This window comes from Streptomyces sp. NPDC055189 (assembly GCF_053606765.1).
In genome coordinates this window covers 23,362-45,587 of record NZ_JBSGSG010000032.1, presented here as the reverse complement: position 1 = coordinate 45,587, position 22,226 = coordinate 23,362, and the positions used below count along the sequence as shown (strand labels likewise).

The window sequence follows — 22,226 nt, the reverse complement described above, 5'->3', positions numbered from 1 at the left end:
CCTTTCATGCTCGTACGTTCGTGCGTGCGGCCAGCTGAACTAGACGCTCTGCAGGGCCCTTTCGAGGACTGCGGCCCCCTCTTCCGCCTCCGCGACGGTCAGCGAGAGGGGCGGGGCGATGCGCAGGACGCTTGTGTCGTGGCCGCCGCCCTTGCCGATCAGGAGTCCGCCCTCGCGGGCCGCTTCGAGCACGGCGGCAGCCGCCCGCGGATCGGCCTCGCCCGTCTCGGGGTCGATCAGCTCGATGCCGATCATCAGCCCCCGGCCCCGCACCTCCCGCACGACGGGCAGCTGGGCGCAGATGGCGCGCATCCGCTCGATGAGCAGACCGCCGACGCGCCGGGCGTTGCCCTGGAGGTCGTGTTCCAGGAGATACGTGAGGTTGGCGAGCCCGGCCGCCATGGTGACCGGTGAACCGCCGAAGGTCGAAATGGAGTTGGAGTCCAGGGAGTTCATGACCTCGGCGCTCGCGACGACGCCACCGATCGACATGCCGTTGCCGATGCCCTTGGCGAAGGTGAGGATGTCCGGCGGGCCGCTCGCGGCATGCGCCTGCCAGCCCCAGAAGTGGTCGCCGGTGCGGCCCCAGCCGGTCTGCACCTCGTCCGAGATCCACAGCACGCCGTGTTCCCGCAGGACCTCGCGGAAGGCGGCGTAGAGCCCGTCGGGCGGCGAGGTGAAGCCGCCGACGCCCTGGACGGGCTCGGCGATCAGCGCCGCCACTCCTCCGCGCGTCTGCCCGAGCATGTCCTTGAGGTCGGCGACGCAGGCCTCGATGAACTCGGCGTCGCTCAGCGCGGCGTACGGGCCCCGGCTGCGGACGCCACCGTGCACATACAGCGTCTGGAGCGGCGAGAGGCTGGTGGGCGACCAGGCGTTGTTGCCGGTGATGCCGACGGCCGTGAAGGAGCGGCCGTGGTAGCTGTTGCGCATCGCCAGGATCTGGTTGGAGCGGCGGTGCGCGGTGGCCAGGAGCAGGGCCGTGTCGTTGGCCTCGGTGCCCGACGTGGTGAAGAAGACGCGGGCGTCCGGGATGCCGGAGAGGCTCGCGACCCGCTCGGCGAGGTCGATCATCGGCCGGTTGAGGTAGAGCGTGGACGAGTGGATGATCCGCCCGGCCTGCTCGCTGACCGCCTTGGTGACCTCGGGCAGGGCGTGGGCGGTCATGGTGGTGAGGATGCCGCCGAAGAAGTCGAGGTACTGCTTGCCGTCCGCGTCCCAGACGTGGCGCCCCTCGCCGTGGGTGATCTCCAGCGGGTCGGCGTAGTAGAGCGCGAGCCACTCGGGCAGGACGGCCAGGTGGCGGGTGTGCAGGTCCTTCACGGCTGTACCAGCCCTTCGTACGCGTCGGGTCGGCGGTCCCGGTAGAACGCCCACTGCTGGCGTACTTCCTCGATCAGGCCCAAGTCCAGGTCCCTGACGACCAGTTCCTCGGCCTTGTCGCTCGCGGTCTCGCCGACGAACTGGCCGCGCGGGTCGACGAAGTACGACGTGCCGTAGAAGTCGTTGTCGCCGTACTCCTCGACGCCGACGCGGTTGATCGCGGCGATGAAGTACTCGTTGGCGACAGCCGCCGCGGGCTGTTCGAGCTGCCAGAGATAGGCGGAGAGGCCGCGGGACGTGGCCGAGGGGTTGTAGACGATCTGGGCGCCGTTCAGGCCGAGCTGGCGCCAGCCCTCGGGGAAGTGGCGGTCGTAGCAGATGTAGACGCCGACCTTGCCGACCGCCGTGTCGAAGACGGGCCAGCCCGCGTTGCCCGGCTTGAAGTAGTACTTCTCCCAGAAGCCCTTGACCTGGGGGATGTGGTGCTTGCGGTACTTCCCGAGATACGAGCCGTCGGAGTCGATCACCGCTGCGGTGTTGTAGTAGAACCCGGACTGCTCGACCTCGAAGACCGGGACGACGACGACCATGCCGGTCTCGCGCGCCAGTTCCCGCATCCGCGTGACCGTGGGTCCGTCCGGCACGGATTCGGCCCAGCGGTAGTGCTCGGGCTCCTGCACCTGGCAGAAGTAGGGGGCGTTGAAAACTTCCTGGAAACCGATGATCTTCGCACCCTGGCGGGCCGCCTCGCGGGCGTGCTCCTCGTGCTTGGCAATCATGGATTCGGTGTCGCCCGTCCAGGTTGCCTGGACGAGTGCGGCGCGTACGACGTTGGCCATGAGCTGCTCCTTCGACGGGACGTCAGAGAGCTTCTACGCCCGTAGACTTGATGCGTAGAGCAGAAAACGTAAGCCTCGTCGCCGGGCTGGGCAAGACCATCGCCGTTAACCGGCGCAGTCGATCATGTTTCGCACCCAAGCGGGCGAGAAGCGGACGCGAAAGCACAAACGAAACGGCTGTGTCAGGCACGGTCAGGCACTGAAGCCCGCAACACGCAACGCGTGTACGAGATCCCAGTGGCACTCGTCCGACACCCCGCGGGCGGTCTCCAGGAGCAGCGGGATGAGGCGGTAGGGATCGGAGTGCGCGCAGCCCGCCACGTCCTCGGGAGTACGGACGCGGAGATAGGCGTCGAGCAGGGCGCGGGCCTCGCGCTCGCGGCCCGCGTCGACCAGCGCGAGCGCCGCCTCCGCGATCTCCGGGGCGGGCCGTGAGACGCCCTGCCGAAGGAGCTTTCGGCAGTCGTCGGCGCGGCCCGCTCCGGCCAGGGCGTCGGCCAGCGCGACGAGCGGTTCGGGCGGCAGCGACGCGGCCTCCCAGAGCAGCGTCGACCAGTCGGCGCCGAGCCCCGCGCGGTGCAGTTCACCGGCGAGCGCGGGGAGCCGGGCCGCGGGCCAGCCCACCGCCTCGACGAGTACGCCGTGCGCCTCGCCGCTGCGGCCCTCGCCGCGGAGCTTGATCAGGGCGGCGACGGCATCGGCGGTGGCCCGGTCGGCCTCGCGGTCCGGCCGGGCGGCGTCGCGGCTCGTGTGTGCGGGCTGCTGGAGGGCCGCCTTCGGCGGGGCTGCGCTGTTGGACGCGTCCGCGCTCTCGTTCGTGTTCGTACCCGTGCCCATACCCGTGCCCGTGTGCGCGCCGTCGTCGGACCCGGAGAAGCCCGCGAAACGTGCGCCCAGCAGGCGGCGCGGGCGGCGGGACGTGTCGCGGGCCCTGCGGCCCTGCTTGGGGACGCGAGGCGGCGGGGCGATCGAGTCCTGGACGGGCAGGGAGTCGAAGTCGGCCGAGTCGATGCCGCGGTCGGAGTCCGTGTCGGTGTCGGGGTGGGCGCGGGCCCCGGTACGGTCCTCGACGGAGAGCGTGCGGGAGTCGGGCGTCGGGGCATCGTCCCGGCCGGACGGAGAGTTGCCGAACTCCGTTGTGCGGCGGCCGAGTTCCTGCGAATGTCCGCCGGTTTCACCCGCCGCGGCGGCTCCGAAGCCCTCCACGGCCAGGGCCCCGAAGGCGGTGGTCGGCGCCCGCCCGTCGAGAACGTCGAGGTCATCGAGCCCGCTCAAGCCCTCGAAGCCACCCAAGCCGTCCAAGCCGTCCAAGCCGTCGGAATCCTCGGCCCCGGCGCCCTCCGCCAGCCGTCCGCCGAAGCCGACCGGCACCTTCCCCTCGAAGTCGTCCGCCTCCTCCCCCGCGAAGTCGTCCGAAACGGGAGCCCCGAAGTCGACCCACTGCGGGCGGTCGGCATGGTCCAACCGCTCGATGCGCTCCCTGAGTTCCGCACACCGCGCGGTCGCCCGCTCATGGTCGTCGCGGGCCCAGGCCAGATCGCGGTTGAGCCGCTCCGCCTCGCCCGGCGTGGCCGCCGCGTCGAGCGAGAGGCCCAGTTCCGCCTGCCGCTCCACGGCGAACCGCTGCTCGGTGAGCATCATGTCGAGGCGCTCGCCGAGCAGTTCGCGGCCACCGGGCCGTGCGTCGTACGCGGCCAGCGAGGCGCCGTGCAGCTCCCTCGCGAGCCCCGTCTCCCGCTCGGCGGCCTGCGTCCCGTACCCCGCGGCCAGATCGTGCAGCAGCGCCTCCACCACGTCCCACGGCGGCACTTCCGCACCGTCCAGGCACGCCTGCATCCCCTCGGGGTCACGGGCCCAGAACACGCCGCACCACCCGGCGCCGGTATCCAGCTGCGCCAACAGGATTCTCAGGTACTTCGCGAACTCCCGGACCTGATCCGGGAGTTGTCCAACTGCCATCCGAGCCAGCACCGCCCCAGGGAGCCTGGATTCTTCCGGCTCGGAAGATAACACCACTTGCGTTACGGGACGACTACACGCAGTCTTCCGGCCACTGCGGAGCGTCTCACTCCTCTCCGCCCGCGCCATGAGCGAGGACGGACGCACACAGCAGCCGCAGCCCCGCGTGCAGCTGCCCGGGGCTCGCGCCCTGGCTGGTCAGGTGCTCCACCAGGTCGCCGCGGACCGCGGCGAGCAGGGCGTGCGCGAGATAGTCGGCCCCCTCGCGCCCGTGTGCGCCGGCCAGCATCCCGGCGACTTCGGAGTGCCACAGGTCATAGGCCGGGTTGAGGTACGGGCTGCCGGTGCCCGCCCGCTCCAGGGCGAGCATCAGCGCGCGCTGGTTCAGCTTGAGGTCGAGGAGTGCAGCCATGAGCGCGGGTACCCGCTCGGCCGCCGGCGTGCCGGGCCCCAGGGGTGGCGGGCCGTCGACGACCTGCGCGCGCAGTTGCTGCGTCTCCTCGACGACCAGCGCCCCGATCAGGCCGATGCGGTCGGAGAAGTGCCGGAAGACCGTACCCTTGCCGGCTCCGGCCGCTTCGGCGATGTCGGCCATCTTGACGCTGTCGGGGTCGGCCGCGTCCTCGAACAGCCGGGCGGCGGCAGCCAGCAGCGCGGCTCGGTTGCGGACGGAGTCGGCTCTCTCCTTGCGGGCGGCGATGATTCCTCCTCGGTGGGGCGGGGCGGGCAGGGCGACGTGCCCGGCTCCAGCATAAGTCGACCCCAGGTCCGGTACTTGTAAACGGACCCGGGGTCAGGTTAACTTCGTAGCCATGACGACACACCGCGCAGAAGCGGATATTTCACGCCACTCTGCGGCGCACCCCACGACGCACCCCTCGGCAACCCACGCGACTGACGCGACCGACGCGACCGACGCGAATGACAGGAACGACGCGGCCATCGTGTTCGCCCGCTCCCTCGACCTCCTCCTCGCCAAGGACATCGACGGCTGGGTCGCCCTCTGGGCCCCGGACGGAGTCTTCGAGTTCCCCTTCGCGCTCCCCGGAGCCCCGAGTCGGCTCGTCGGTCGCGACGCCGTGCGCGACTACATGGCCGATTACCCCGACCACATAGACCTGCGGAGCTTCGAGGACCTGACCGTCCACCGCACCGACGACCCCGCGACCATCGTCGCCGAGCTGCGCGGCACCGGCCGGGCGGTGGCCACGGGGCGAGCGTTCGACATGCCGTACATCCAGGTCGTCACCGTCCACGACGGGCGGATCACGCGCTTTCGCGACTACTGGAACGGCGCGCTGGCCGCCGACGCCTTCGACGGCGAGATCCCCGTCGGCGCCACCCGCTCCGGAGAGGCCCGATGACCATGCGCTTCCTGATCACCGGCGGCACCGGCACCACGGGCAGCCGGGTGGCGACCGCCCTGGCCGACCGGGGCACATCCGTACGCGTCGGAAGCCGCACCCCGGCGCCGGGCACCCGTCAGGTCCGCTTCGACTGGACCGACCCCGCCACCCACGACCCCGCCCTCACCGGCGTGGACGGCGTCTACCTGGTGCCGCCCATCGGGGACACCGAGCCTTCCCGGCTGATGGTGCCGTTCCTTGAGCGCGCACTGGACGCGGGCGTACGCCGATTCGTGCTGCTGAGTTCCTCCGCGATCGCCGAGGGCGACCCGGGGACCGGCGAGGTGCACCGGGCGCTGCGCGATCTGGCCCCGGAGTGGGCCGTGCTGCGCCCCTCCTGGTTCATGCAGAACTTCGTCACGCGAGGCCATCCCCACGGCGACAGCATCCGCACCGCGGACGAGATCGTGACCGCCACCGGACAGGGGCGCGTGGGCTTCGTCGACGCGGACGACATCGCCGCCGTCGCCGTACGGGCTCTGACGGACGAGCGGGCGCACAACGCGGCGCACCTCATCACAGGGCCGCAGGCGCTGAGCTACGCGGACGTCGCGGAGGCGGTCTCCAAGGCGGCGGGGCGCGAGATCCGCCACCGCTCCGTCCCCGTGGCGGACTTCCGCGAGCGACTGGCCGCCGCCGGGATTCCGGAGGACTTCGCCCGCATACTCGCCGCCATGGACGACAGCATCGCGCACGGATCCGAGGACCGCGTGGCCCCCACCGTCGAACGGATCACCGGCCGGGCGGCCCGCAGCTTCGCGGACTTGGCCGCCGCGCATGCCGCCGAGTGGACTCCGACGCTCTGACGCAGTCGGCCCTCACGCCGGGGCGGGCATCAGGACGCACGCCCGGGCCACCTCGTCCAGCGAGAGCCCCAGCGTCACGGCCAGCGCGGACACGGTGAAGAACGCGGGCGTCGGCGCCCGGCCCGTCTCGATCTTCCGGAGCGTCTCCGCGGAGAGCCCGGCGCTCGCGGCCACCTCCACCATGCTCCGCTCACCGCGCGCCGCACGCAGCAGGCGACCGAGCTGCTCGCCGCGTTCGCGCTCTTCCGGGGTCAGAGGGGTCCGCACCATGGGGCCACTGTAATCCAAACGCACTCAGAAACCCATTCTCATACCGGTATAATTATTGGTCGGACCGAACTCTCGACGCATCCGGACCGAACTCCCGACGCATTGTGACGCCGTGCGGACATCCGTCATGAAGATCATCCATACGATGCACCGGTGACTCACGAGATCATCGATTACGGACAGTTCGCGGACCGGCTTGCGCGTCAACAGGGGCGCTCGCGCTGGGCGTTGCTCGACGAGGTGCAGCGGGAGTGGGGATACGTGGATCCGGGCGGCGAGCCCGGCCACTCCCGCTGGGGCGGCGAGAACAAGGAACACGGCATCGACTGGAACCTGCCGGTGCCCCTCGCGCTCAACGAATGGTGGGATTCCCCGCTCAACTCCTTCGCCTTCAACCCGCGCCTGTACTGGGTCCACACGCAGTGGCCGCCGAGGATCTCCGAATTCGGGGCGGACCCGGACGGCGGGCTCATCGGTCCGGGTGGCGACCCGCGCGTGTGCGTGTTCATGTCCGAGTACCACTACGCCCACGAGTGGGGCTATCTCGCCGCCGAGGCCGAACTGCCCGACCCGCGGGTCGTCGTGAGCGTCGGCGGCGCATGGGTGGTGCAGAGCCGTTCGCTCTCCGAGTTCCTGATGCAGCTCGCCTTCGAGCGGATGCCCGCCCACTACGGCTGGACGCTGCGGTTCCGCCGCGGCACCGTCGACGCCGACCCCGAGATCGTGCGCCGCCTGGAGTCCTCGTACCGCGAACTGGGACTGCTGCCCTGGCAGGAGTCGGGCACCGACGCGCTCTCCTACGGTGCTCCGGACGCGGTCATACGTCACGGCCGCGGGCCCGGAGCCGATTTCAAGATCGTGATCAATGCCCGGACCCGCGAGGCACTGCTCGAAGTCGCCCGGACGCTGGGCGTCGAGTGGACGGACAAGGACATCCGCCCACCCTCCGAAGTGCCGCTTCCCCTTGAGGACTTGGGCCCGGTATCGCTCTCCGCGGGCGACGCCGACCCGCGCGGCCGGTGGACGGTCCTCACCCGCCAGCACCCGCAGCCGGCCGCCGTCGCCGGAGCGGCCGCCGCGCTGGTCGAAACACCCGGCGCGCTCCGGTCGGTGGCCTCGCTGCACGGCCCGACGCTGCTCGTCGCGGGCGACACGGAGGGCTCCGTACACGTCCGCGAGACGGACGACGAGGACCCGGAGACCATCACCCTCTCCCTGCACCGCGCCCCGGTGACCTCCGTGACCTGCATCGAGCTCGCGAACGGCACCCGCCTGGTCCTGAGCGGCGACGCGCACGGCGTGATCCGCTACTGGTCGACGCGCCGCAAGCCGATGCGCACGCCGTTCGCCCGCAGGAGCACCCCGGTCGTCTCCCTCAGCGCCGCGGTCCTGCCGACCGGGCCCGCGCTCGCCGCGGCCTGGGCGGACGGCCTGGTGCGCGTCTGGGACCTGGCGTCCGACGCGGTGGCCAACCTCCGCCTCGGCACCGGTATCAAGTTCCTCGACCTCGATGCGGCGGACCCGGGAGACACCGCGGGCATCCTGCGCGTCACCGACGCGGACTCCACCGCCGCGCTCCGTCTGGACCTGGCCAGGCTGTGGCCGCACCGGGACCTCCAGCTGCGCCTGGAGAGCGTCGACTGGGGCTCCCTGTGGACCGCGCGCGGCCCCGGCCACCAGGTCCCCGGGCTGATCGGCAAGGTGGCGTCGGACGACAAGAAGACGGCCATGGACGCGGTCCACGACCTGTACCGCCTCCTCGTCTCCAAGGAGGCGGCGTCGACCGCGGCCGTCCCCGCGATCCCGTTCCTGGTCGACCTCATGACGGACCCGGACAACCGCGCCCGCAGCACACTGCTCCTCCTGATCGCCGACCTGGCGGACGTCCACCAGGCCCGCGGCGGCCGGGGCGACGCCCAACTCGCCGCGGTGCGCGAGGCGTTGCCCGCCCTGCGTCATCTGCACGACGACCCCGAGGGTCCGATCCGCTGGGCGGCCAACGAGCTGGAGCAGAACTGCGCGCCCCGCTGAGGACGCCGGGCCCGGCGGGCAGCTGAACGCACCCGGCCCGGCGGGCCGCAGGACCCGCCGGGCCGCCAGCTTCTACTGCGGCCGCACCACCATCGCCGAGCCGCCGCCCCGACGCACCTTCTCCGCCGCGGCGAGCCACTTGCCGCCCGGCAGCCGCTGCACTCCGGTGGCCGCCCCGATCTCGGGGTTCTGCTTGAAGGAGTGCCCGATCGCCTCCAGGTCGGCCCGCACCGAGCTCTCCCAGAGACCCGGCTCCAGCTCGGTCTGTGCGGCGTTGCGCTGGCTCGCGCGCGGCGCGGCGATCGCGTCGACGAGCGGAAGACCGCGGTCGACGAAGCCCGTGAGGGTCTGCAGGACGGTCGTGATGATCGTCGCGCCGCCCGGCGATCCGAGCGCGACCAGCGGCTTCCCCTTCTCCAGGACGATCGTCGGCGCGATCGACGACCGGGGCCGCTTGCCCGGACCCGGAAGGTTCGGGTCATGGACGGCCGGGTTGGCCGGCGCGAAGGAGAAGTCGGTCAGTTCGTTGTTGAGCAGGAACCCGCGGCCTGGCACGGTGATGCCGCTGCCGCCCGTCGACTCGATGGTCAGGGTGTAGGCGACGACGTTGCCCCACTTGTCGGCGGCCGTGAGGTGCGTCGTGTTCTCCCCCTCGTACGTCGTCGGGGCGGCCTTGTCACCCGTCTTGCAGTCGGCCGGGTTGCGCGGGTCGCCCGGCGCGAGCGGGCTCTTCAGGACCGCGTCGTCGCGGATCAGGCACTCCCGCGAGTCGGCGAACTTCTGCGAGAGCAGTTCCTTCGCCGGTACGTCCTCGAAGGCGGGGTCGCCCACCCACCGCCCGCGGTCGGCGAACGCGACGCGGCTGGCCTCGATGTACCGGTGCAGGTACTTCTTCTTCGAAGCCTTCGAGAGGTCGGTCCGCTCCAGGATGTTGAGCGCCTCGCCGACACTCGTGCCGCCGGAGGACGAGGGAGCCATCGAGTAGACGTCGAGCCCGCGGTAGGAGGTCTTCGTCGGCGCCTGCCGCTTCGCCCCGTAGGCCTTCAGGTCCTTCGCGGAGAGGTCGCCGCGCCGGGCGACGCGTCCCGACGCCGGGTCCACGGGCGGCTTGTTCACGGTCCGTACGACGTCCTTGCCGATGCCGCCCCCGTACATCGCCCCGACGCCCTTGCGCCCCAGCTCCTCGTACGTGCGCGCGAGATCGGGGTTCTTGAAGGTCGAGCCGACCACGGGCAGCTCGCCGCCCGGCAGGAACAGCTTCGCCGTGTCCGGGAAGTCGGCGAACCGCGCCCGGTTCGACTCGGTCTGCGAGCGGAACGTGCCGTCCACGGTGAATCCGTCGCGCGCGAGCCGCTCGGCGGGCTTCAGGAGCGTGCCGAGCCGCTTGCTGCCCCACGCGTCGAGCGCGGACTGCCAGGTCGCGGGGGTGCCGGGGGTGCCCACGCCCAGGCCGCTCGTGACGGCGTCCGCGAAGGGGATCGGCTTGCCGTTCTCCAGGAAGAGGCCGGAGTCGGCGGTGCGCGGGGCCGTCTCGCGGCCGTCGATCGTGCTCACCTTGCGGGACTTCGCGTCGTAGTGGACGAAGTACCCGCCGCCTCCCACGCCCGCGGAGTAGGGCTCGGTCACGCCGAGGGCGGCCGCCGTGGCGACCGCCGCGTCCACCGCGTTGCCGCCCTTCTTCAGGACCTCGATCCCGGCGGCGGACGCGTCCGCGTCGACGCTGGAGACCGCGCCTCCGTAGCCGACGGCCAGCGGTGTCTTCTCCGGGGACGTCGAGGCCGGATCGGCCGGGCCCGGGGACGAAGCGGGCACAGCCGCTCCGACCGATACCAACACCCCTCCGACCGCCAATAGCGTCAGATTCCGTACGACAGCACGACGCATTCGTACCTCCAGTCAACAACCGTCCGCGCAGCGTAACTTCGGGAAGCCCACCACGTCAGGACCACCTCGAACACCGGTCCTAAAGACCGCTAGCATGCGCCCCCATGACTGAAGACGTGCGCAATATCGTCCTCGGCCTGATCGCGGCCGGCCTCGGTGCCGTGCTGGGCTGGCTCGCCCGTACCTACCTCTGGCGGCGCAAGCTCCGCCGCAAGCAGGCCTTCTTCGGGCTGCCCGACAACTCCGAGTCGCTGCTCGTGGTGAACCGCGAGGCGGGCGGGCCCGAGCTCACCGTCGTGCGCCACGACGTGTCCGCGCTCCTGGAACTCTCCGCCCTGATCAAGGACTGCGGGGCGCACGCCCAGCTCGTCGCGCACGACGCCGCCCAGCAGAGCTTCGGCGAACGCACCGAGTTCTGCGTCGGCTCCCCCACGGTCAACCGCCGCATGGCCGCGCACATGCACTCCCTGCTGCCCGGCGTCCGCGTCAACACCGACCCGGAGCCGGGCCCGGACCGCGGGGCGTTCCAGATCGGCAGCGAGCGCTACCGCATGGAAGGCGGCATCACGGAGTACGTGATCCTCGCGCGGCTCACCGCGGGGCAGGAGCAGGAGGCGAGACCCGTCTTCGTCTTCTGCGGCCAGCGCGCGATCACCAACCAGGCGGCGACCCGTTATCTCGCCCGGAATCACGAGCGTCTCGCGCGCAAGCACGGCTCCAACACGTTCGTCCTGCTCCTGAAGGTCGTCAACTCCCAGGCGTACGGTCCCGACGTCGTCGAACTGGTCGGGGACGTCACGCGCGCCGCCCAGGCCCCGGCCCCCGCGCCCGCACCGGCCCGCGCGTCCCATCGCGCGAAGTAGTCGGCGGATCACCGCGCGCCGACATCCGCATCCGGGCCATAACCCGCCTCTGTGACCTAGTCGGGAAATTCGGGTCAAGAGGCAACCCATCGGGACCTTTGACCCTCTCACCGTGCAGTTCCACATTCGCACGGAGGTACGTTCCCTTGAGGCCCCAGAGCTCGCCGAGTCGCCGCCACTCCATACGCCCCCGCCGCACCGGGGCCGCGGTCACGGCCGCGGGCCTGGCGGCGCTGACCGCCGCGCTGACCGCCTGTTCGGGCGGCGTCTCCTCCGCGTCCGCCGATACGAGTGCGGACAAGCCGGACATATCCGTCAACTTGCGGGGCAAGCAGGCCAAGGCGGGCTCCCCGGTCGAGGTGAAGCTGGCCGACGGCAAGCTGAAGCGGGTCACGGTGACCGACTCCAAGGGCACGGAGCTCTCCGGCAAGGTCGCCGCGAACGGCACCGCCTGGACCTCGGACCGCAAGGCCGCGCCCGGCACCTCGTACAAGGTGAAGGCGACGACCGACGAGGGCGGCAGCGCGCGGGCCTCCTTCAGGACGGCCGCCCCGGAGCACGTGAACAAGCTGTCCCTGACGCCCGGCAAGGACACCACGGTCGGCGTCGCGCAGCCCCTGTCGGTCGTCTTCGACCACCCGGTGAAGAACAAGGCCGAGGTCGAGAAGCACCTGAAGGTGACGACCTCGAACGACACCACGGGCTCCTGGGGCTGGATCGAGAACCACGACGGCAAGGACCGCATCGACTGGCGCCCGAAGAACTACTGGAAGTCCGGCACGAAGGTGAAGCTGGACGCCGAGCTCAACGGTGTCGACTCGGGCACGGGCGGCGGCTGGTTCGTCCGCGACTACTCGACCGGCTTCACGGTCGGCAGGAACCAGAAGGTCAAGGTCGACCTCGACAGCAAGCAGGCGACGCTCGTGCGCGACGGGCAGAGCGTGAAGACCGTCCCGATGTCGGCGGGCACCCCCGGCGGCGACAAGGCGTCCTGGGGCGGCACGTCCGTCCTGATGGCCAAGGAGGGCACGATCAACATGCGCTCCGAGACGGTCGGCCTCGGCGACGCCTACGACAAGATGGTCGACAATTCGATGCGCCTGACCTGGTCGGGGATGTACGCGCACGCCGCCCCCTGGAACGCCTCGTACTTCGGCAACACGAACCACAGCTCGGGCTGCATCGGCATGAGCGACGCCGACGCCTCCTGGCTGTACGGCCAGGTCCGGGTCGGCGACCCATTCGAGGTCTCCGGCAGCGGCTCGAAGGGCGTCCCGGCGCCGGGCAACGGCTACGGCGAGTGGAACATCTCGTGGGCCGACTGGCAGGCGAAGAGCGCGCTGAGCTGAGGCCCGCCCTGCGGAGGTAGAGCACTCAACAATCGTTACCGGTGCGTAACTTACCGACGGGTTACCCCCGGTAAGCACCCGAGGTTACCGTCGGGTCACTTTGCTTGCACGAGTAAGGAGTGACCCGTGGGACAACCGCGCAAGGCTCTGCGTACGACCACCGTGGGCGCCGTGTCGGCGACGCTCGTCGCCGGCGCCGCCTTCGGCCTCGCCCCGGCCGCACAGGCGGCTCCGGCGGCCGCTCCGCAGGCGGCGAGCTCCGCCGACGTGCGCTTCGTCGACATCCCCGGCGACGGGGGCACGATCCTCAAAGCCAACGTCTTCACCCCCAAGGGCGCGAAGGCGGGCAGCAGGTTCCCGGCGATCGTGCTGCCCACCAGCTGGGCCATGCCGCAGATCGAGTACGTCGCGCAGGCCCAGAAGCTCGCGAACTCCGGCTACGTGGTGGTCAGTTACAACTCGCGCGGCTTCTGGCAGTCCGGCGGCGAGATCGAGACCGGCGGCCCCGAGGACATCGCGGACGCCTCCAAGGTCATCGACTGGACCCTGGAGAACACCCCGGCCGACCCCGGGAAGATCGGCATGGGCGGCGTCTCGTACGGCGCGGGCATCAGCCTGCTCGCCGCCGGGCACGACAAGCGGATCAAGGCCGTCGCCGCGCTCAGCGGCTGGGGCGACCTGATCGACTCGATCTACAGCGGCCGCACCCAGCACCAGCAGGCCGCCGGCCTGCTCGGCGGCGCCGGTGTCCTCACGGGCCGCCCGAGCCCCGAACTCCAGCAGACCCTCAAGGACTTCCTCGGGTCCAACCTGGACAAGGAGGACGAGATGATCGCGTGGGGCGCCAAACGCTCCCCCGCGACCTACATCGACCAGATCAACAAGAACGGCGCGGCCGTCATGCTCGGCAACGCCTGGGGCGACACCATCTTCCCGCCCAACCAATACGCCGACTTCTACGAGCAGTTGACGGGCCCGAAGCGTCTTGAGTTCCGCCCCGGCGACCACGCCACCTCCGAGCTGACCGGCCTGCTCGGCCTTCCCAACGACACCTGGACCTCCACCCAGCGCTGGTTCGACCGCTACCTCAAGGGCGAGAAGAACGGCGTCGACACCGAGCAGCCCGTCCAGCTCAAGTCCCGTTCCACCGGCGGCTACGAGGGCTACCCCGACTGGAAGTCCGTCGGCGCGACGAAGAAGAAGATCGACCTGGCGGGATCCACCACGATCCGCGCGAACGTCGACTCGGGCGCCAACGGCGGCACCGTGCTGCTCTCGAACGCCCTGGACCAGTTCCTCAAGACCCCGCCGGTGGCCTCGATGCCGCTGCTGCCGAGGCGTTACGCGGGCGTCTGGCAGTCCGAGAAGTACGACACGGATCAGCGGGTGCGCGGGACGGCGAAACTGCACACCACGCTCACCAGCACCAAGGAGAGCGGCACCCTCGTCGCGTACCTCTACGACGTGGGCCCGCTCGGCCTCGGCAAGCTGGTCAGCAACGCGCCGTACACCTTCCACGGCAAGACCCCCGGCCGGCCGTTCGGCGTGGACCTGGAGTTGTTCTCCACGGCCTACGACGTCCCGGCAGGACACAGGCTCGCCCTGGTGGTCGACACGGTCGACCCGCTCTACATCGAGCACAACCCGTCCGGCGCGCAGCTGACCTTCTCCTCGCCCGCGTCCGACCCGTCATACGTGTCGGTCCCGCTGCGCGACAAGTGATCACCGGCTGCTGCCGGGTGGGCCCTGGCCCCTTTAGCCACTACCTACCCGGCAGCAGCGTCCCTGGTTCGGCCGGTGCCACGTCCGCGGCCTCGGTCTTGGGATTGCGCCGCTGTCGTTTGGACACCCACTGGGCGAACCACGAGAGCAGCATGCACATCCCGATGTAGATCGGCGAGATCACCAGAACCACGGGGATGAAAGGTAGATCGTAGTCGAGGTTCGACGCGATCAGCTTCCCGGCGTGGAGGAACTCCTCGTAGGTGATCAGGTAGCCGAGCGAAGTGTCCTTGAGGGCGACCACCAACTGGCTGATGATGGCGGGCAGCATGGCGCGCACGGCCTGCGGTACGAGGACGTGCGTCATCACCTGCGTCTTGCGCATCCCGAGCGCGTACGCCGCCTCCCGCTGTCCGCGCTCCACGGAGTTCACGCCCGAGCGGAAGACCTCGGCGAGCACCGAGCCGTTGTAGAGCGTGAGCCCGGCGACCAGGGCCGGCAGCGGCTGGACCTTCAGCGCCACGAAGACGAAGAAGATCATGACCAGGACCGGCATCGCGCGGAAGAACTCCACGAGAAGCGTGGCCACCCAGCGCACGGGACGGTGGTCGGAGAGCCGCCCCATGGCGAGCAGGCAGCCGAGCGCGAGTGCGAGCACCGCCGAGATGGCGAAGGCCTTGAGGGTGTTCCCCAGGCCCTTCAGGAGGAGTTCCTGGATGCCCTTGTACTCGAACGGCGTCCACTTCGCCGCGGTGAACTGGTCGGTGTCGAAGAGCAGATAGACCAGCCAGCCGACCAGGGCGAGCAGGATCACGGTGGAGAGCAGCCCGTAGAGCCTGTGTCTGCGCTCGGTCTTCGGGCCCGGTACGTCGTAGAGGGCGGTGGATTCGTGGGAGAGGGCTTTCATCGGGCGACTCCCCAGCGCTTTTCGAGGACGTTGAAGACCGCGCTGATGGCGAGGGTGATGATCAGGTAGCCGACGGCGATCCAGACGAACGTCCAGATGATGTTGTAGCCGAGCTCACTGAGCGTCTTGTACGTGCCGAGCAGTTCGGTGACGCTGAACGCGCCCGCGATGGCCGAGTTCTTGGCGAGGGCGATGAGGGTGGAGCCGACCGGCGGGATGACGGACCGGAAGGCCTGCGGGAGCACCACCATGGACAGGGTCTGCCCGAAGGTCATTCCCAGGCTGCGGGCCGCCTCGCCCTGGCCCTTGGGGACGGTGTTGATGCCCGAGCGCAGTGCCTCGCAGATGAAGGCGGAGGTGTAGCAGCCCAGCGCGAGGACGGCGAACACCTTGAAGGGCAGGACGAGCCCGAAGCGCGGAAGGCCGAGCAGCACCGCGAAGAAGAGCAGCGTGAGCGGCGTGTTGCGCAGGACCGTCACCCAGGCGGTGCCGAAGGCCCGGAAGGAGCCGACCGGTGCCACCCGGAACGACGCCATGATGAACCCGAGCACGAGGGCCAGGATCGAGGCGTACACGGTGAGTTCGACGGTTCCGAGGAACCCCTTGCCGAAGGTGGAGAAGTTGTCTGTCAGTACGTCCACGACGCCTCCTCAGCTCGCCGGGTAGCGGTCGATGGCGGGCGGCTTCGGCGCCGGGACCCCGGAGAGGCCGAGGGTGGCGTCGTAGGCCTTCTTCCAGTCGCCGTTCTTCTCCCGGGCGGCGAGCGCGTCGTCGACGGCGAACCGCAGGGCGTTGTCGCTCTTGGGTACGCCGATGCCGTAGGGCTCCTCCGAGAACGGCTTGCCGACCACCTTGAGCTCGTCGGGTACCTTGGCCGCGTATCCGATGAGGATGGCGTCGTCGGTGGTGACGGCGTCGACCTGGTAGGTCAGCAGATTGTCGACGCAGACCGAGTACGTGTCGTACGCGATGAGCGTCGCCTTCGGGTAGTCCTTCTGGATCCGCTGGTAGGGGGTCGATCCGGCCGCCGAGCAGACCTTCTTGCCGTCCAGATCCTGCGGCCCCTTGATGTCGTCCTCGTCGGACCGCACGAGCAGGCCCTGCCCCGCCATGTAGTAGGGGCCGCCGAAGCCCACGAGCTTCTTGCGGAGGTCGTTGACGGTGTAGGTGCCGACGTAGAAGTCGATCTGCCCGTTCTGCAGGGCGGTCTCGCGGTTCGCCGACGCGATCGTCTTGAAGGTGATCGATTTCGGTTCGAAGCCGAGCGAGGCCGCGACCATCTTGGCGATCTCGATGTCGAATCCGGAGTACGCCCCGGTGGCGGGGTTCTTCTCGCCGAGGAACGGCTGGTCCTCCTTGGCCCCGACGACGAGGTGGCCGCGCCTCTTGGCCTTCTTCCAGGTGCCGGACTGCGGCAGCGAGAATCCCGACGCCACCTGGTAGTCGGGCAGTTCGTCGGGCTGCGGCCCCTTCACCGGGGGGCTGCCCTCCTTGCCGCAGGCGGTCGCGGCACACGCGGCGAGGACGAGCGCCGCGAGCAGACGTGTCGTACGCATCATGCCTGGCCCCCCGTCAGTGCTTGAGGATCTTGGAGAGGAAGTCCTTGGCCCGGTCGCTCTGAGGGTTGTTGAAGAAGTCCTCGGGGGCCCGGTCCTCGACGATGCGGCCGTCGGCCATGAAGACGACGCGGTTGGCGGCCGAGCGGGCGAAGCCCATCTCGTGAGTGACGACGACCATGGTCATTCCGTCGCGGGCGAGGCCCTGCATGACCTCGAGCACTTCGTTGATCATCTCGGGGTCGAGGGCGGAGGTCGGCTCGTCGAAGAGCATCACCTTGGGCTCCATGGCGAGCGCGCGTGCGATGGCCACACGCTGCTGCTGGCCGCCCGAGAGCTGCGCGGGGTACTTGTCGGCCTGGGACGCGAGGCCCACCCGGTCCAGGAGCTCGCGGGAGCGCCGCTCGGCCTCGTCCTTCTTGCTGCCCCGCACCTTGACCGGCGCGAGGGAGACGTTCTGGAGCACCGTCTTGTGCGCGAAGAGGTTGAAGGACTGGAAGACCATGCCGACGTCGGCACGGAGCGTGGCCAGTGCCTTGCCCTCTTCCGGGAGCGGCTGCCCGTCCAGCGCGATGGCTCCCGACTGGATCGTCTCCAGACGGTTGATCGTCCTGCAGAGCGTTGATTTCCCCGACCCTGACGGGCCGATGACCACGACCACCTCCCCCTTGCCGACGGTGAGGTTGATGTCCTGCAGGACATGCAACTCCCCGTAGTACTTGTTCACATCACGCAGCTCGATCAGCGGATCGACGGCCATGCCCTGCCCTGCCCACTCTCGCCGGTGTCGGTCCGCGCAAACTATCCACGCGAAAACGGGACTTATTGGACGACACGCACGTATGGGCATTAACCGTATTTGTAGTTACATCGAACTGCGACTACGCTTCCGCGGCCTCCGCGAAGACCTGGGACAGCTCAGGAGCGCCGTGCACGGCCCAGTCGAGACCCGCCTCCACCACCTGGATCTCGCGCCCCGAAGCGAGCCGCACGGCGGGGCTGCCGGCGGGCCAGACGTGCCAGGTGGTGCCGGGCACCGTGCGGACGATGACCGAACCCAGATAGAGGCCCGCGTCGTTGCCGAGCCACGGCAGCAGTTCGGGGTCGTCGCGCCAGCGCGGCAGGAGTTGGTCGAGGGCGGCCAACGAGGCCGGGGAGTCGTCGAGTTCGAGGCCGGCGGTGGCGGCCTGGGAGCGCAGCAGTTCGCATTCGGAGAGGAGTTCGGCCACGCCCGCCGGATCCTCGTCGAACGCCGAGGCGAGTACCGAACCCGGGTCGGCGGACTGCTGTCGGCGCCACCTGCCGAAGAAGGAGCTGTTCATGACCGGCCTCTCCGTGGTCGCACGAGATCATCTCCCATCCGCTGCCCAATTCCCGGCCGCGGATGTCCCTGTCTCCAAGAATGTATCTTGCATCAGTTGATCACGGAATCGCCCGAATCACGCCGTACAGCCCGCGGCCGCGTGGTCGGCCCGGACGGGCCCCTCACGTCGACCGCGGGCACGGACTCCCCGGGGTACTGCTACGCACCGAGGGACGAAGGGTTCTCTAGGCCCGCGTCCCCCATGCCCGCCATGCCCGCCCGCCGGAGATCGTCGGCCAGCAGCTGCCAGACCTCGGCATAGCCGTCCACGAGCCGGGACATCGACTCCTTGCAGTGCGCCGGGACGGTGTCGACGATCCGCCGCCTGTCCCGTACGACGGCGGCGCACGCGTCCAGCATCCGCAGCACGTTGCGGCCTGCCTCGTTGTGCCGCAGGGACGGATCGCGGCGCAACACGTCGAAGATGGCGAGCAGTTCGACGGGCCCCTTACCGCCTCTCGGCCAGAGGTCCACTCCGCGCTGCGCGGCCTGCGAGCGCACCAGGGACATCGCACCGGAGTGCGGGAGCGGCTCGCCGGGTGCGTCCGCCGGCGTCCCCGCGCACTCCGGGGGTGCCGTTTCCAGAGCCGCAACGGGCCGGGCCCGGGCGGCCGTTCCGCTGTTCAGGGCAGCTTCTCCGCCCGGCGCTGCTTCCTCGCCGGGGGCGACCACCGCCAGACGCTGCCGTGGGGGCAGGGGGTCCTCTCCCCTGCGTATGCGATCTCGTACGTCGGCGACCGTCGCCGGTGAGATGCCCGCCCGCCGGGCGATCTGGCGCAACGAGGCCGCCGGGTTCTCGCGAATCAGCTCACAGGCCAGTTCACGCCCCCGCGCCGAACTGACCGGCCTGACCCGGCCGTCGCGCCCCATCCGGCCGCCCAGCTCCGCGACCTCCCCGCCGCGTCCCCGCCTGACCTGCGCCACCTTCTTCGCCGACAAACCCGCGACAGCCCCGACGGCCCGGTCCGACCACCCCGGCCGCACCTCGAAGATCCGCCCCGCCGCAGCCACCCGGTCGGCCACGGAGAGAGCCCGCCCGTGCACCACGTTGGCCGCGACCGACAGGAGCCGCGCGTCGCCCACGTCCCCCTCGAAGAACCTGACCGCGATCCGCTCCTCGCCCCGCAGCACCGCCGCCCGCAGCCGGTGCACGCCGTCCACCACCGTCATCGACACGCGATGCACCACGATCGGCGGCCACGGCGTCTCCGACTCCGCGAGCTGGCGCACGTACTCCTCGTCCTCGCCCTCCACCCGCAGCTCGAAGGCCACCCGCAGCGCACCGGTCGCGACGGACTCCACCGGCGCCTTCCCGAGCACCCCGTCCCGCAGCGCCAGCACATAGTCCGAGCTCTCCGCCTCCGGCTGAATCCGCCCGTTCACACTCACCTTGACCCCTCACCCTCGACGTCAGGTCCGCCCGTTCGGGATGGAGCCGGCTCACTGCCAGCCCGAGTCGTCGTCCGTCGCCGAATTGCCGCCGTCGGCGGAGAGGGGCGCGGTGACCGCGGCAGACGATGAGGGGCCGGCCGCCAGAACCGTTGCGCTCGCGGTGCCGGCTCCCGCCATGATGAGCACGCTTGCCGTGATCGTGCTCAGAAACGTCTTGCCAACCGTCATGTCTTTCTCCCCTGTGATCGGTTCGTTCCGACGAGAAAGATGCTGCCGCGCCGCGGAAGCGGCCGACAGAGGATCGCGGCTGGTCAAACCGTCCATGGCCTACTTGGGCCACGAGGAGCGCTATGCGGGCCACTCCGGCAGCAGGGGGACCTCCACCCGTAACGGCACCCAGGCGCTGAGGCTCCGGTCGGTCGCGCTCGCCCGCCACCAGGCGTCCTCGGTCACCGCTTCCGCCGCCTGGAGCGTCGCCGCCCGCACATAGACACCGATCACCGGGTGCGCGCCGCTCCTGAGGTGTACGGCGACGTGTTCGAGCCCCGCCCCCGACCCGGCCGACATCACGGTGGCGGCGGTGTCGCCCGGCAGGGACCCGCCGACGTCGAGCGGCCGCAGGTGGATATGGACGAGATACATGACCGACCCTCGCTGGCACCCTGCGGGAGAAACGGAATGTCGCTTCCGCAAGACGGAACATTGAATGGATTTACATATCACCATCGGATGGCAAAAAACTCTCCGGACCCCTCACCAGCGCGAAGACCCTGGTTATGCTGCCGTCCAGCGGAAGCGCTTGCACCTTCATTTGTCCGAAAGTGCCGCGTCCGCCTGCCCGATGGGGCTCTCTTGGGGGAGGAGACCGCATGCTCGATCAGCTCGGCCTCGACTCGGCAACGGAATCCGTTTACCGGGATCTGCTCGCTTCGCCCGATGACGGCGGAGTTGCCGCGATGTCGGCCCGACTGGCGCTCTCCGAGCAAGAGGTGCGTGAAGCACTCACCCGCCTCAGCGAACTCTCGCTCGTACGCGTCTCCACCGAGGACCCCACCCGGATGCACGCGCTCAGCCCGCACATCGGGATGGAGATCCTGCTCGCACGGCAGCAGGCCGAGATCACCGCGCAGCAGCAGAAGATCGAGGCGAGCCGGGCGGCGGCGGCCCGGCTGATCTCGGAGTTCACCCAGCACCGGGTGGACACATCGGAATCCGGAGTGCAGTACCTCACCGGCCTGGAGTCCATACGGGACTATCTGCTCGCGCTCAACAACCAGGTGGAGAAGGAGTTTCTGACCTTCGCGCCCGGGGGCCCGCAGACGCCCACGAACATGCAGGCGTCCCGGCCGCTCAATCAGCGGCTGCTCGAACGCGGCGTGCGCATGCGGACCATATACCTCTGCAGCATCCGCGGCGACGCGGCGACGGCGGCTCACGCCGAGTGGCTGACGGAGCGCGGCGCCCAGGTGCGCGTCGCGCCCTCGCTGCCCAACCGGATGATCATCTGCGACCGGCGAGTGGCGATCATGGCCGCCGACAGCGACAACACGTCGGTGGGCGCGGTGGTCCTCAGCGCACCCGGAATGATCGCCACGCTCTGCGCCCTCTTCGACAGCACCTGGGCGTCCGCCGAGCCGTTGACCGCCGACCCGCCGCAGCAACAGGACGGCCTGACGGCCCAGCAGAACGAGGTTCTCCGCCTGCTGGCGGAGGGCCGCACGGACGATTCGATCGCCCGCAGCCTCGGCGTCTCGACCCGCACGGCTCGTCGCATCGCCAACACCCTGATGGCCCACCTGGATGCCCGCAGCCGATTCCAGGCCGGGGTACGGGCCGTGCGCAACGGACATCTCCCGGTGACGCCGGACTGACTTACGCCGTCACCGGGACCGGCACCGCGTGTCCGGCACCGAGCCGGTCGACGGCGTCCCCGGCGTCGTGCGCGACCTGGATGAGGGCCCGCTCCTCGGCCTTGAGGAAGCCCTGTTCGACCAAGTGGTCCAGCATGCGCAGCATCGGGTCGAAAAAGCCCCGGTGGTTGACCACCACGATCGGCTTGCGCATGATCGACAACTGGTTCCAGGTCGCCACCTCCATCAGCTCGTCGAGCGTGCCAAGGCCGCCGGGCAGTACCGCGAAGCCGAGGGACAAGCGGTACATCAGGGCCTTGCGCTCATGCATGGAGCGGACGACGAAGACCGCGCCGGGAGCCTTGTCGGAGCGCTCCCTCTCGTGCAGGAGACGGGGAATCACCCCGGTGACACTGCCGCCCGCCGCCAGCACGGCGTCGGCCACCGCGCCCATCACGCCCACACCGCCGGCGCCGTACACCAGGTCGAGGCCGCGGCGGGCCAGCGTCGTGCCGAACTCCTCGGCGAGAAGCAGATGTTCCGGGTGCACGCCGGGGCGCGCACCGCAGAAGACCGCGATCTTGGCGCTCTTCTCAACTACGCTCTGCATCGAAATCCTCATGATTCGGGTCACTCCAGCTGAGGGAGTGGCATACCAGGATGTCCAGGACGGTGCGCCCGGCGCTCGCCGGGGAGGGTGCCGAAG

At 70.1% G+C, this 22,226-nt stretch carries 22 protein-coding genes; 7 read left to right on the top strand and 15 right to left on the bottom strand.

The features are described 5' to 3' along the window. Positions 1–39: 39 nt before the first annotated feature. From ACWFR3_RS22975 to ACWFR3_RS22960, 4 genes are all read right to left on the bottom strand, one after another. Complete coding sequence (locus tag ACWFR3_RS22975; RefSeq protein WP_453736470.1) at positions 40–1,323, bottom strand: aspartate aminotransferase family protein; 1,284 nt, start codon at positions 1,321–1,323, stop codon at positions 40–42. Continuing rightward, complete coding sequence (locus ACWFR3_RS22970; protein ID WP_453736469.1) at positions 1,320–2,162, bottom strand: nitrilase-related carbon-nitrogen hydrolase; 843 nt, start codon at positions 2,160–2,162, stop codon at positions 1,320–1,322. The genes ACWFR3_RS22975 and ACWFR3_RS22970 overlap by 4 nt, the downstream gene beginning before the upstream one ends. A gap of 192 nt (positions 2,163–2,354) precedes the next feature. Beyond that, positions 2,355–4,121 (bottom strand): hypothetical protein, encoded by a 1,767-nt coding sequence (locus ACWFR3_RS22965; protein ID WP_453736468.1) that lies wholly within the window; start codon positions 4,119–4,121, stop codon positions 2,355–2,357. A 106-nt stretch (positions 4,122–4,227) separates the two neighbouring features. Further along, a complete protein-coding gene (locus ACWFR3_RS22960; RefSeq protein WP_453736507.1) occupies positions 4,228–4,770 on the bottom strand; it encodes a TetR/AcrR family transcriptional regulator in 543 nt (180 codons plus the stop codon). 163 nt (positions 4,771–4,933) lie between these two features. Between ACWFR3_RS22960 and ACWFR3_RS22955 the strand changes: the two genes are divergently transcribed. Both ACWFR3_RS22955 and ACWFR3_RS22950 read left to right on the top strand, forming a co-directional pair. Continuing rightward, entirely contained in the window at positions 4,934–5,485 is a 552-nt protein-coding gene (locus ACWFR3_RS22955; protein ID WP_453736467.1) for a nuclear transport factor 2 family protein, read from the top strand. Then, positions 5,482–6,333 carry an NmrA family NAD(P)-binding protein gene (locus ACWFR3_RS22950; protein WP_453736466.1) on the top strand — a complete coding sequence of 284 codons (852 nt, stop codon included), beginning with the start codon at positions 5,482–5,484 and terminating at the stop codon, positions 6,331–6,333. The genes ACWFR3_RS22955 and ACWFR3_RS22950 overlap by 4 nt, the downstream gene beginning before the upstream one ends. Positions 6,334–6,345: 12 nt before the next feature. Here ACWFR3_RS22950 and ACWFR3_RS22945 read toward each other — a convergent pair whose 3' ends face one another. Continuing rightward, complete coding sequence (locus tag ACWFR3_RS22945) at positions 6,346–6,603, bottom strand: helix-turn-helix domain-containing protein (RefSeq protein WP_453736465.1); 258 nt, start codon at positions 6,601–6,603, stop codon at positions 6,346–6,348. A 153-nt stretch (positions 6,604–6,756) separates the two neighbouring features. Between ACWFR3_RS22945 and ACWFR3_RS22940 the strand changes: the two genes are divergently transcribed. Further along, positions 6,757–8,634, top strand: coding sequence for a hypothetical protein (locus ACWFR3_RS22940; protein ID WP_453736464.1), 1,878 nt, complete (start codon positions 6,757–6,759; stop codon positions 8,632–8,634). Positions 8,635–8,706: 72 nt separating this feature from the next. Here the strand turns inward: ACWFR3_RS22940 and ggt are convergent, their stop codons facing one another. Continuing rightward, positions 8,707–10,518, bottom strand: coding sequence for a gamma-glutamyltransferase (gene ggt / locus ACWFR3_RS22935; RefSeq protein ID WP_453736463.1), 1,812 nt, complete (start codon positions 10,516–10,518; stop codon positions 8,707–8,709). Between the two features lie 104 nt (positions 10,519–10,622). Between ggt and ACWFR3_RS22930 the strand changes: the two genes are divergently transcribed. The 3 genes from ACWFR3_RS22930 (at position 10,623) to ACWFR3_RS22920 (ending at position 14,452) form a co-directional block, all read left to right on the top strand. Further along, on the top strand, positions 10,623–11,381 hold the full coding sequence (locus ACWFR3_RS22930; protein WP_453736462.1) for a hypothetical protein: 759 nt from the start codon (positions 10,623–10,625) through the stop codon (positions 11,379–11,381). Between the two features lie 146 nt (positions 11,382–11,527). After that, positions 11,528–12,730 (top strand): Ig-like domain-containing protein, encoded by a 1,203-nt coding sequence (locus ACWFR3_RS22925; RefSeq protein WP_453736461.1) that lies wholly within the window; start codon positions 11,528–11,530, stop codon positions 12,728–12,730. Positions 12,731–12,856: 126 nt separating this feature from the next. Next, entirely contained in the window at positions 12,857–14,452 is a 1,596-nt protein-coding gene (locus ACWFR3_RS22920; protein WP_453736460.1) for a CocE/NonD family hydrolase, read from the top strand. 40 nt (positions 14,453–14,492) lie between these two features. On the opposite strand, the gene ACWFR3_RS22915 is transcribed toward ACWFR3_RS22920, so the two are convergent. From ACWFR3_RS22915 to ACWFR3_RS22880, 8 genes are all read right to left on the bottom strand, one after another. Continuing rightward, positions 14,493–15,359, bottom strand: coding sequence for an amino acid ABC transporter permease (locus tag ACWFR3_RS22915; protein ID WP_453736459.1), 867 nt, complete (start codon positions 15,357–15,359; stop codon positions 14,493–14,495). Further along, entirely contained in the window at positions 15,356–16,000 is a 645-nt protein-coding gene (locus tag ACWFR3_RS22910; protein WP_249586797.1) for an amino acid ABC transporter permease, read from the bottom strand. The genes ACWFR3_RS22915 and ACWFR3_RS22910 overlap by 4 nt, the downstream gene beginning before the upstream one ends. Positions 16,001–16,009: 9 nt before the next feature. Continuing rightward, a complete protein-coding gene (locus tag ACWFR3_RS22905; protein ID WP_453736506.1) occupies positions 16,010–16,915 on the bottom strand; it encodes a glutamate ABC transporter substrate-binding protein in 906 nt (301 codons plus the stop codon). A gap of 16 nt (positions 16,916–16,931) precedes the next feature. Beyond that, complete coding sequence (locus ACWFR3_RS22900) at positions 16,932–17,675, bottom strand: amino acid ABC transporter ATP-binding protein (protein ID WP_453736458.1); 744 nt, start codon at positions 17,673–17,675, stop codon at positions 16,932–16,934. A 121-nt stretch (positions 17,676–17,796) separates the two neighbouring features. Further along, a complete protein-coding gene (locus ACWFR3_RS22895) occupies positions 17,797–18,237 on the bottom strand; it encodes a DUF6278 family protein (protein ID WP_453736457.1) in 441 nt (146 codons plus the stop codon). Positions 18,238–18,437: 200 nt separating this feature from the next. Next, positions 18,438–19,667 (bottom strand): hypothetical protein, encoded by a 1,230-nt coding sequence (locus ACWFR3_RS22890; protein WP_453736456.1) that lies wholly within the window; start codon positions 19,665–19,667, stop codon positions 18,438–18,440. Positions 19,668–19,718: 51 nt separating this feature from the next. Then, entirely contained in the window at positions 19,719–19,994 is a 276-nt protein-coding gene (locus ACWFR3_RS22885; RefSeq protein WP_453736455.1) for a hypothetical protein, read from the bottom strand. A 24-nt stretch (positions 19,995–20,018) separates the two neighbouring features. Further along, positions 20,019–20,312 carry a hypothetical protein gene (locus ACWFR3_RS22880; RefSeq protein ID WP_453736454.1) on the bottom strand — a complete coding sequence of 98 codons (294 nt, stop codon included), beginning with the start codon at positions 20,310–20,312 and terminating at the stop codon, positions 20,019–20,021. 227 nt (positions 20,313–20,539) lie between these two features. Between ACWFR3_RS22880 and ACWFR3_RS22875 the strand changes: the two genes are divergently transcribed. Next, complete coding sequence (locus ACWFR3_RS22875) at positions 20,540–21,541, top strand: helix-turn-helix transcriptional regulator (protein ID WP_453736453.1); 1,002 nt, start codon at positions 20,540–20,542, stop codon at positions 21,539–21,541. 1 nt (position 21,542) lies between these two features. Here ACWFR3_RS22875 and ACWFR3_RS22870 read toward each other — a convergent pair whose 3' ends face one another. After that, positions 21,543–22,130 (bottom strand): LOG family protein, encoded by a 588-nt coding sequence (locus ACWFR3_RS22870; protein WP_453736452.1) that lies wholly within the window; start codon positions 22,128–22,130, stop codon positions 21,543–21,545. Between the last annotated feature and the right edge of the window lie 96 nt (positions 22,131–22,226).

What these genes read in the sequence shown, in the direction of transcription:
- ACWFR3_RS22870 (WP_453736452.1), bottom strand. Translation starts at nt 22,130, where the DNA reads ATGCAGAGCGTAGTTGAGAAGAGCGCCAAGATCGCGGTCTTCTGCGGT.
- ACWFR3_RS22915 (WP_453736459.1), bottom strand. Translation starts at nt 15,359, where the DNA reads ATGAAAGCCCTCTCCCACGAATCCACCGCCCTCTACGACGTACCGGGC.
- ggt (WP_453736463.1), bottom strand. Translation starts at nt 10,518, where the DNA reads ATGCGTCGTGCTGTCGTACGGAATCTGACGCTATTGGCGGTCGGAGGG.
- ACWFR3_RS22930 (WP_453736462.1), top strand. Translation starts at nt 10,623, where the DNA reads ATGACTGAAGACGTGCGCAATATCGTCCTCGGCCTGATCGCGGCCGGC.
- ACWFR3_RS22970 (WP_453736469.1), bottom strand. Translation starts at nt 2,162, where the DNA reads ATGGCCAACGTCGTACGCGCCGCACTCGTCCAGGCAACCTGGACGGGC.
- ACWFR3_RS22885 (WP_453736455.1), bottom strand. Translation starts at nt 19,994, where the DNA reads ATGGACGGTTTGACCAGCCGCGATCCTCTGTCGGCCGCTTCCGCGGCG.
- ACWFR3_RS22945 (WP_453736465.1), bottom strand. Translation starts at nt 6,603, where the DNA reads ATGGTGCGGACCCCTCTGACCCCGGAAGAGCGCGAACGCGGCGAGCAG.
- ACWFR3_RS22955 (WP_453736467.1), top strand. Translation starts at nt 4,934, where the DNA reads ATGACGACACACCGCGCAGAAGCGGATATTTCACGCCACTCTGCGGCG.
- ACWFR3_RS22965 (WP_453736468.1), bottom strand. Translation starts at nt 4,121, where the DNA reads ATGGCAGTTGGACAACTCCCGGATCAGGTCCGGGAGTTCGCGAAGTAC.
- ACWFR3_RS22895 (WP_453736457.1), bottom strand. Translation starts at nt 18,237, where the DNA reads ATGAACAGCTCCTTCTTCGGCAGGTGGCGCCGACAGCAGTCCGCCGAC.
- ACWFR3_RS22900 (WP_453736458.1), bottom strand. Translation starts at nt 17,675, where the DNA reads ATGGCCGTCGATCCGCTGATCGAGCTGCGTGATGTGAACAAGTACTAC.
- ACWFR3_RS22875 (WP_453736453.1), top strand. Translation starts at nt 20,540, where the DNA reads ATGCTCGATCAGCTCGGCCTCGACTCGGCAACGGAATCCGTTTACCGG.
- ACWFR3_RS22950 (WP_453736466.1), top strand. Translation starts at nt 5,482, where the DNA reads ATGACCATGCGCTTCCTGATCACCGGCGGCACCGGCACCACGGGCAGC.
- ACWFR3_RS22880 (WP_453736454.1), bottom strand. Translation starts at nt 20,312, where the DNA reads ATGTATCTCGTCCATATCCACCTGCGGCCGCTCGACGTCGGCGGGTCC.
- ACWFR3_RS22905 (WP_453736506.1), bottom strand. Translation starts at nt 16,915, where the DNA reads ATGCGTACGACACGTCTGCTCGCGGCGCTCGTCCTCGCCGCGTGTGCC.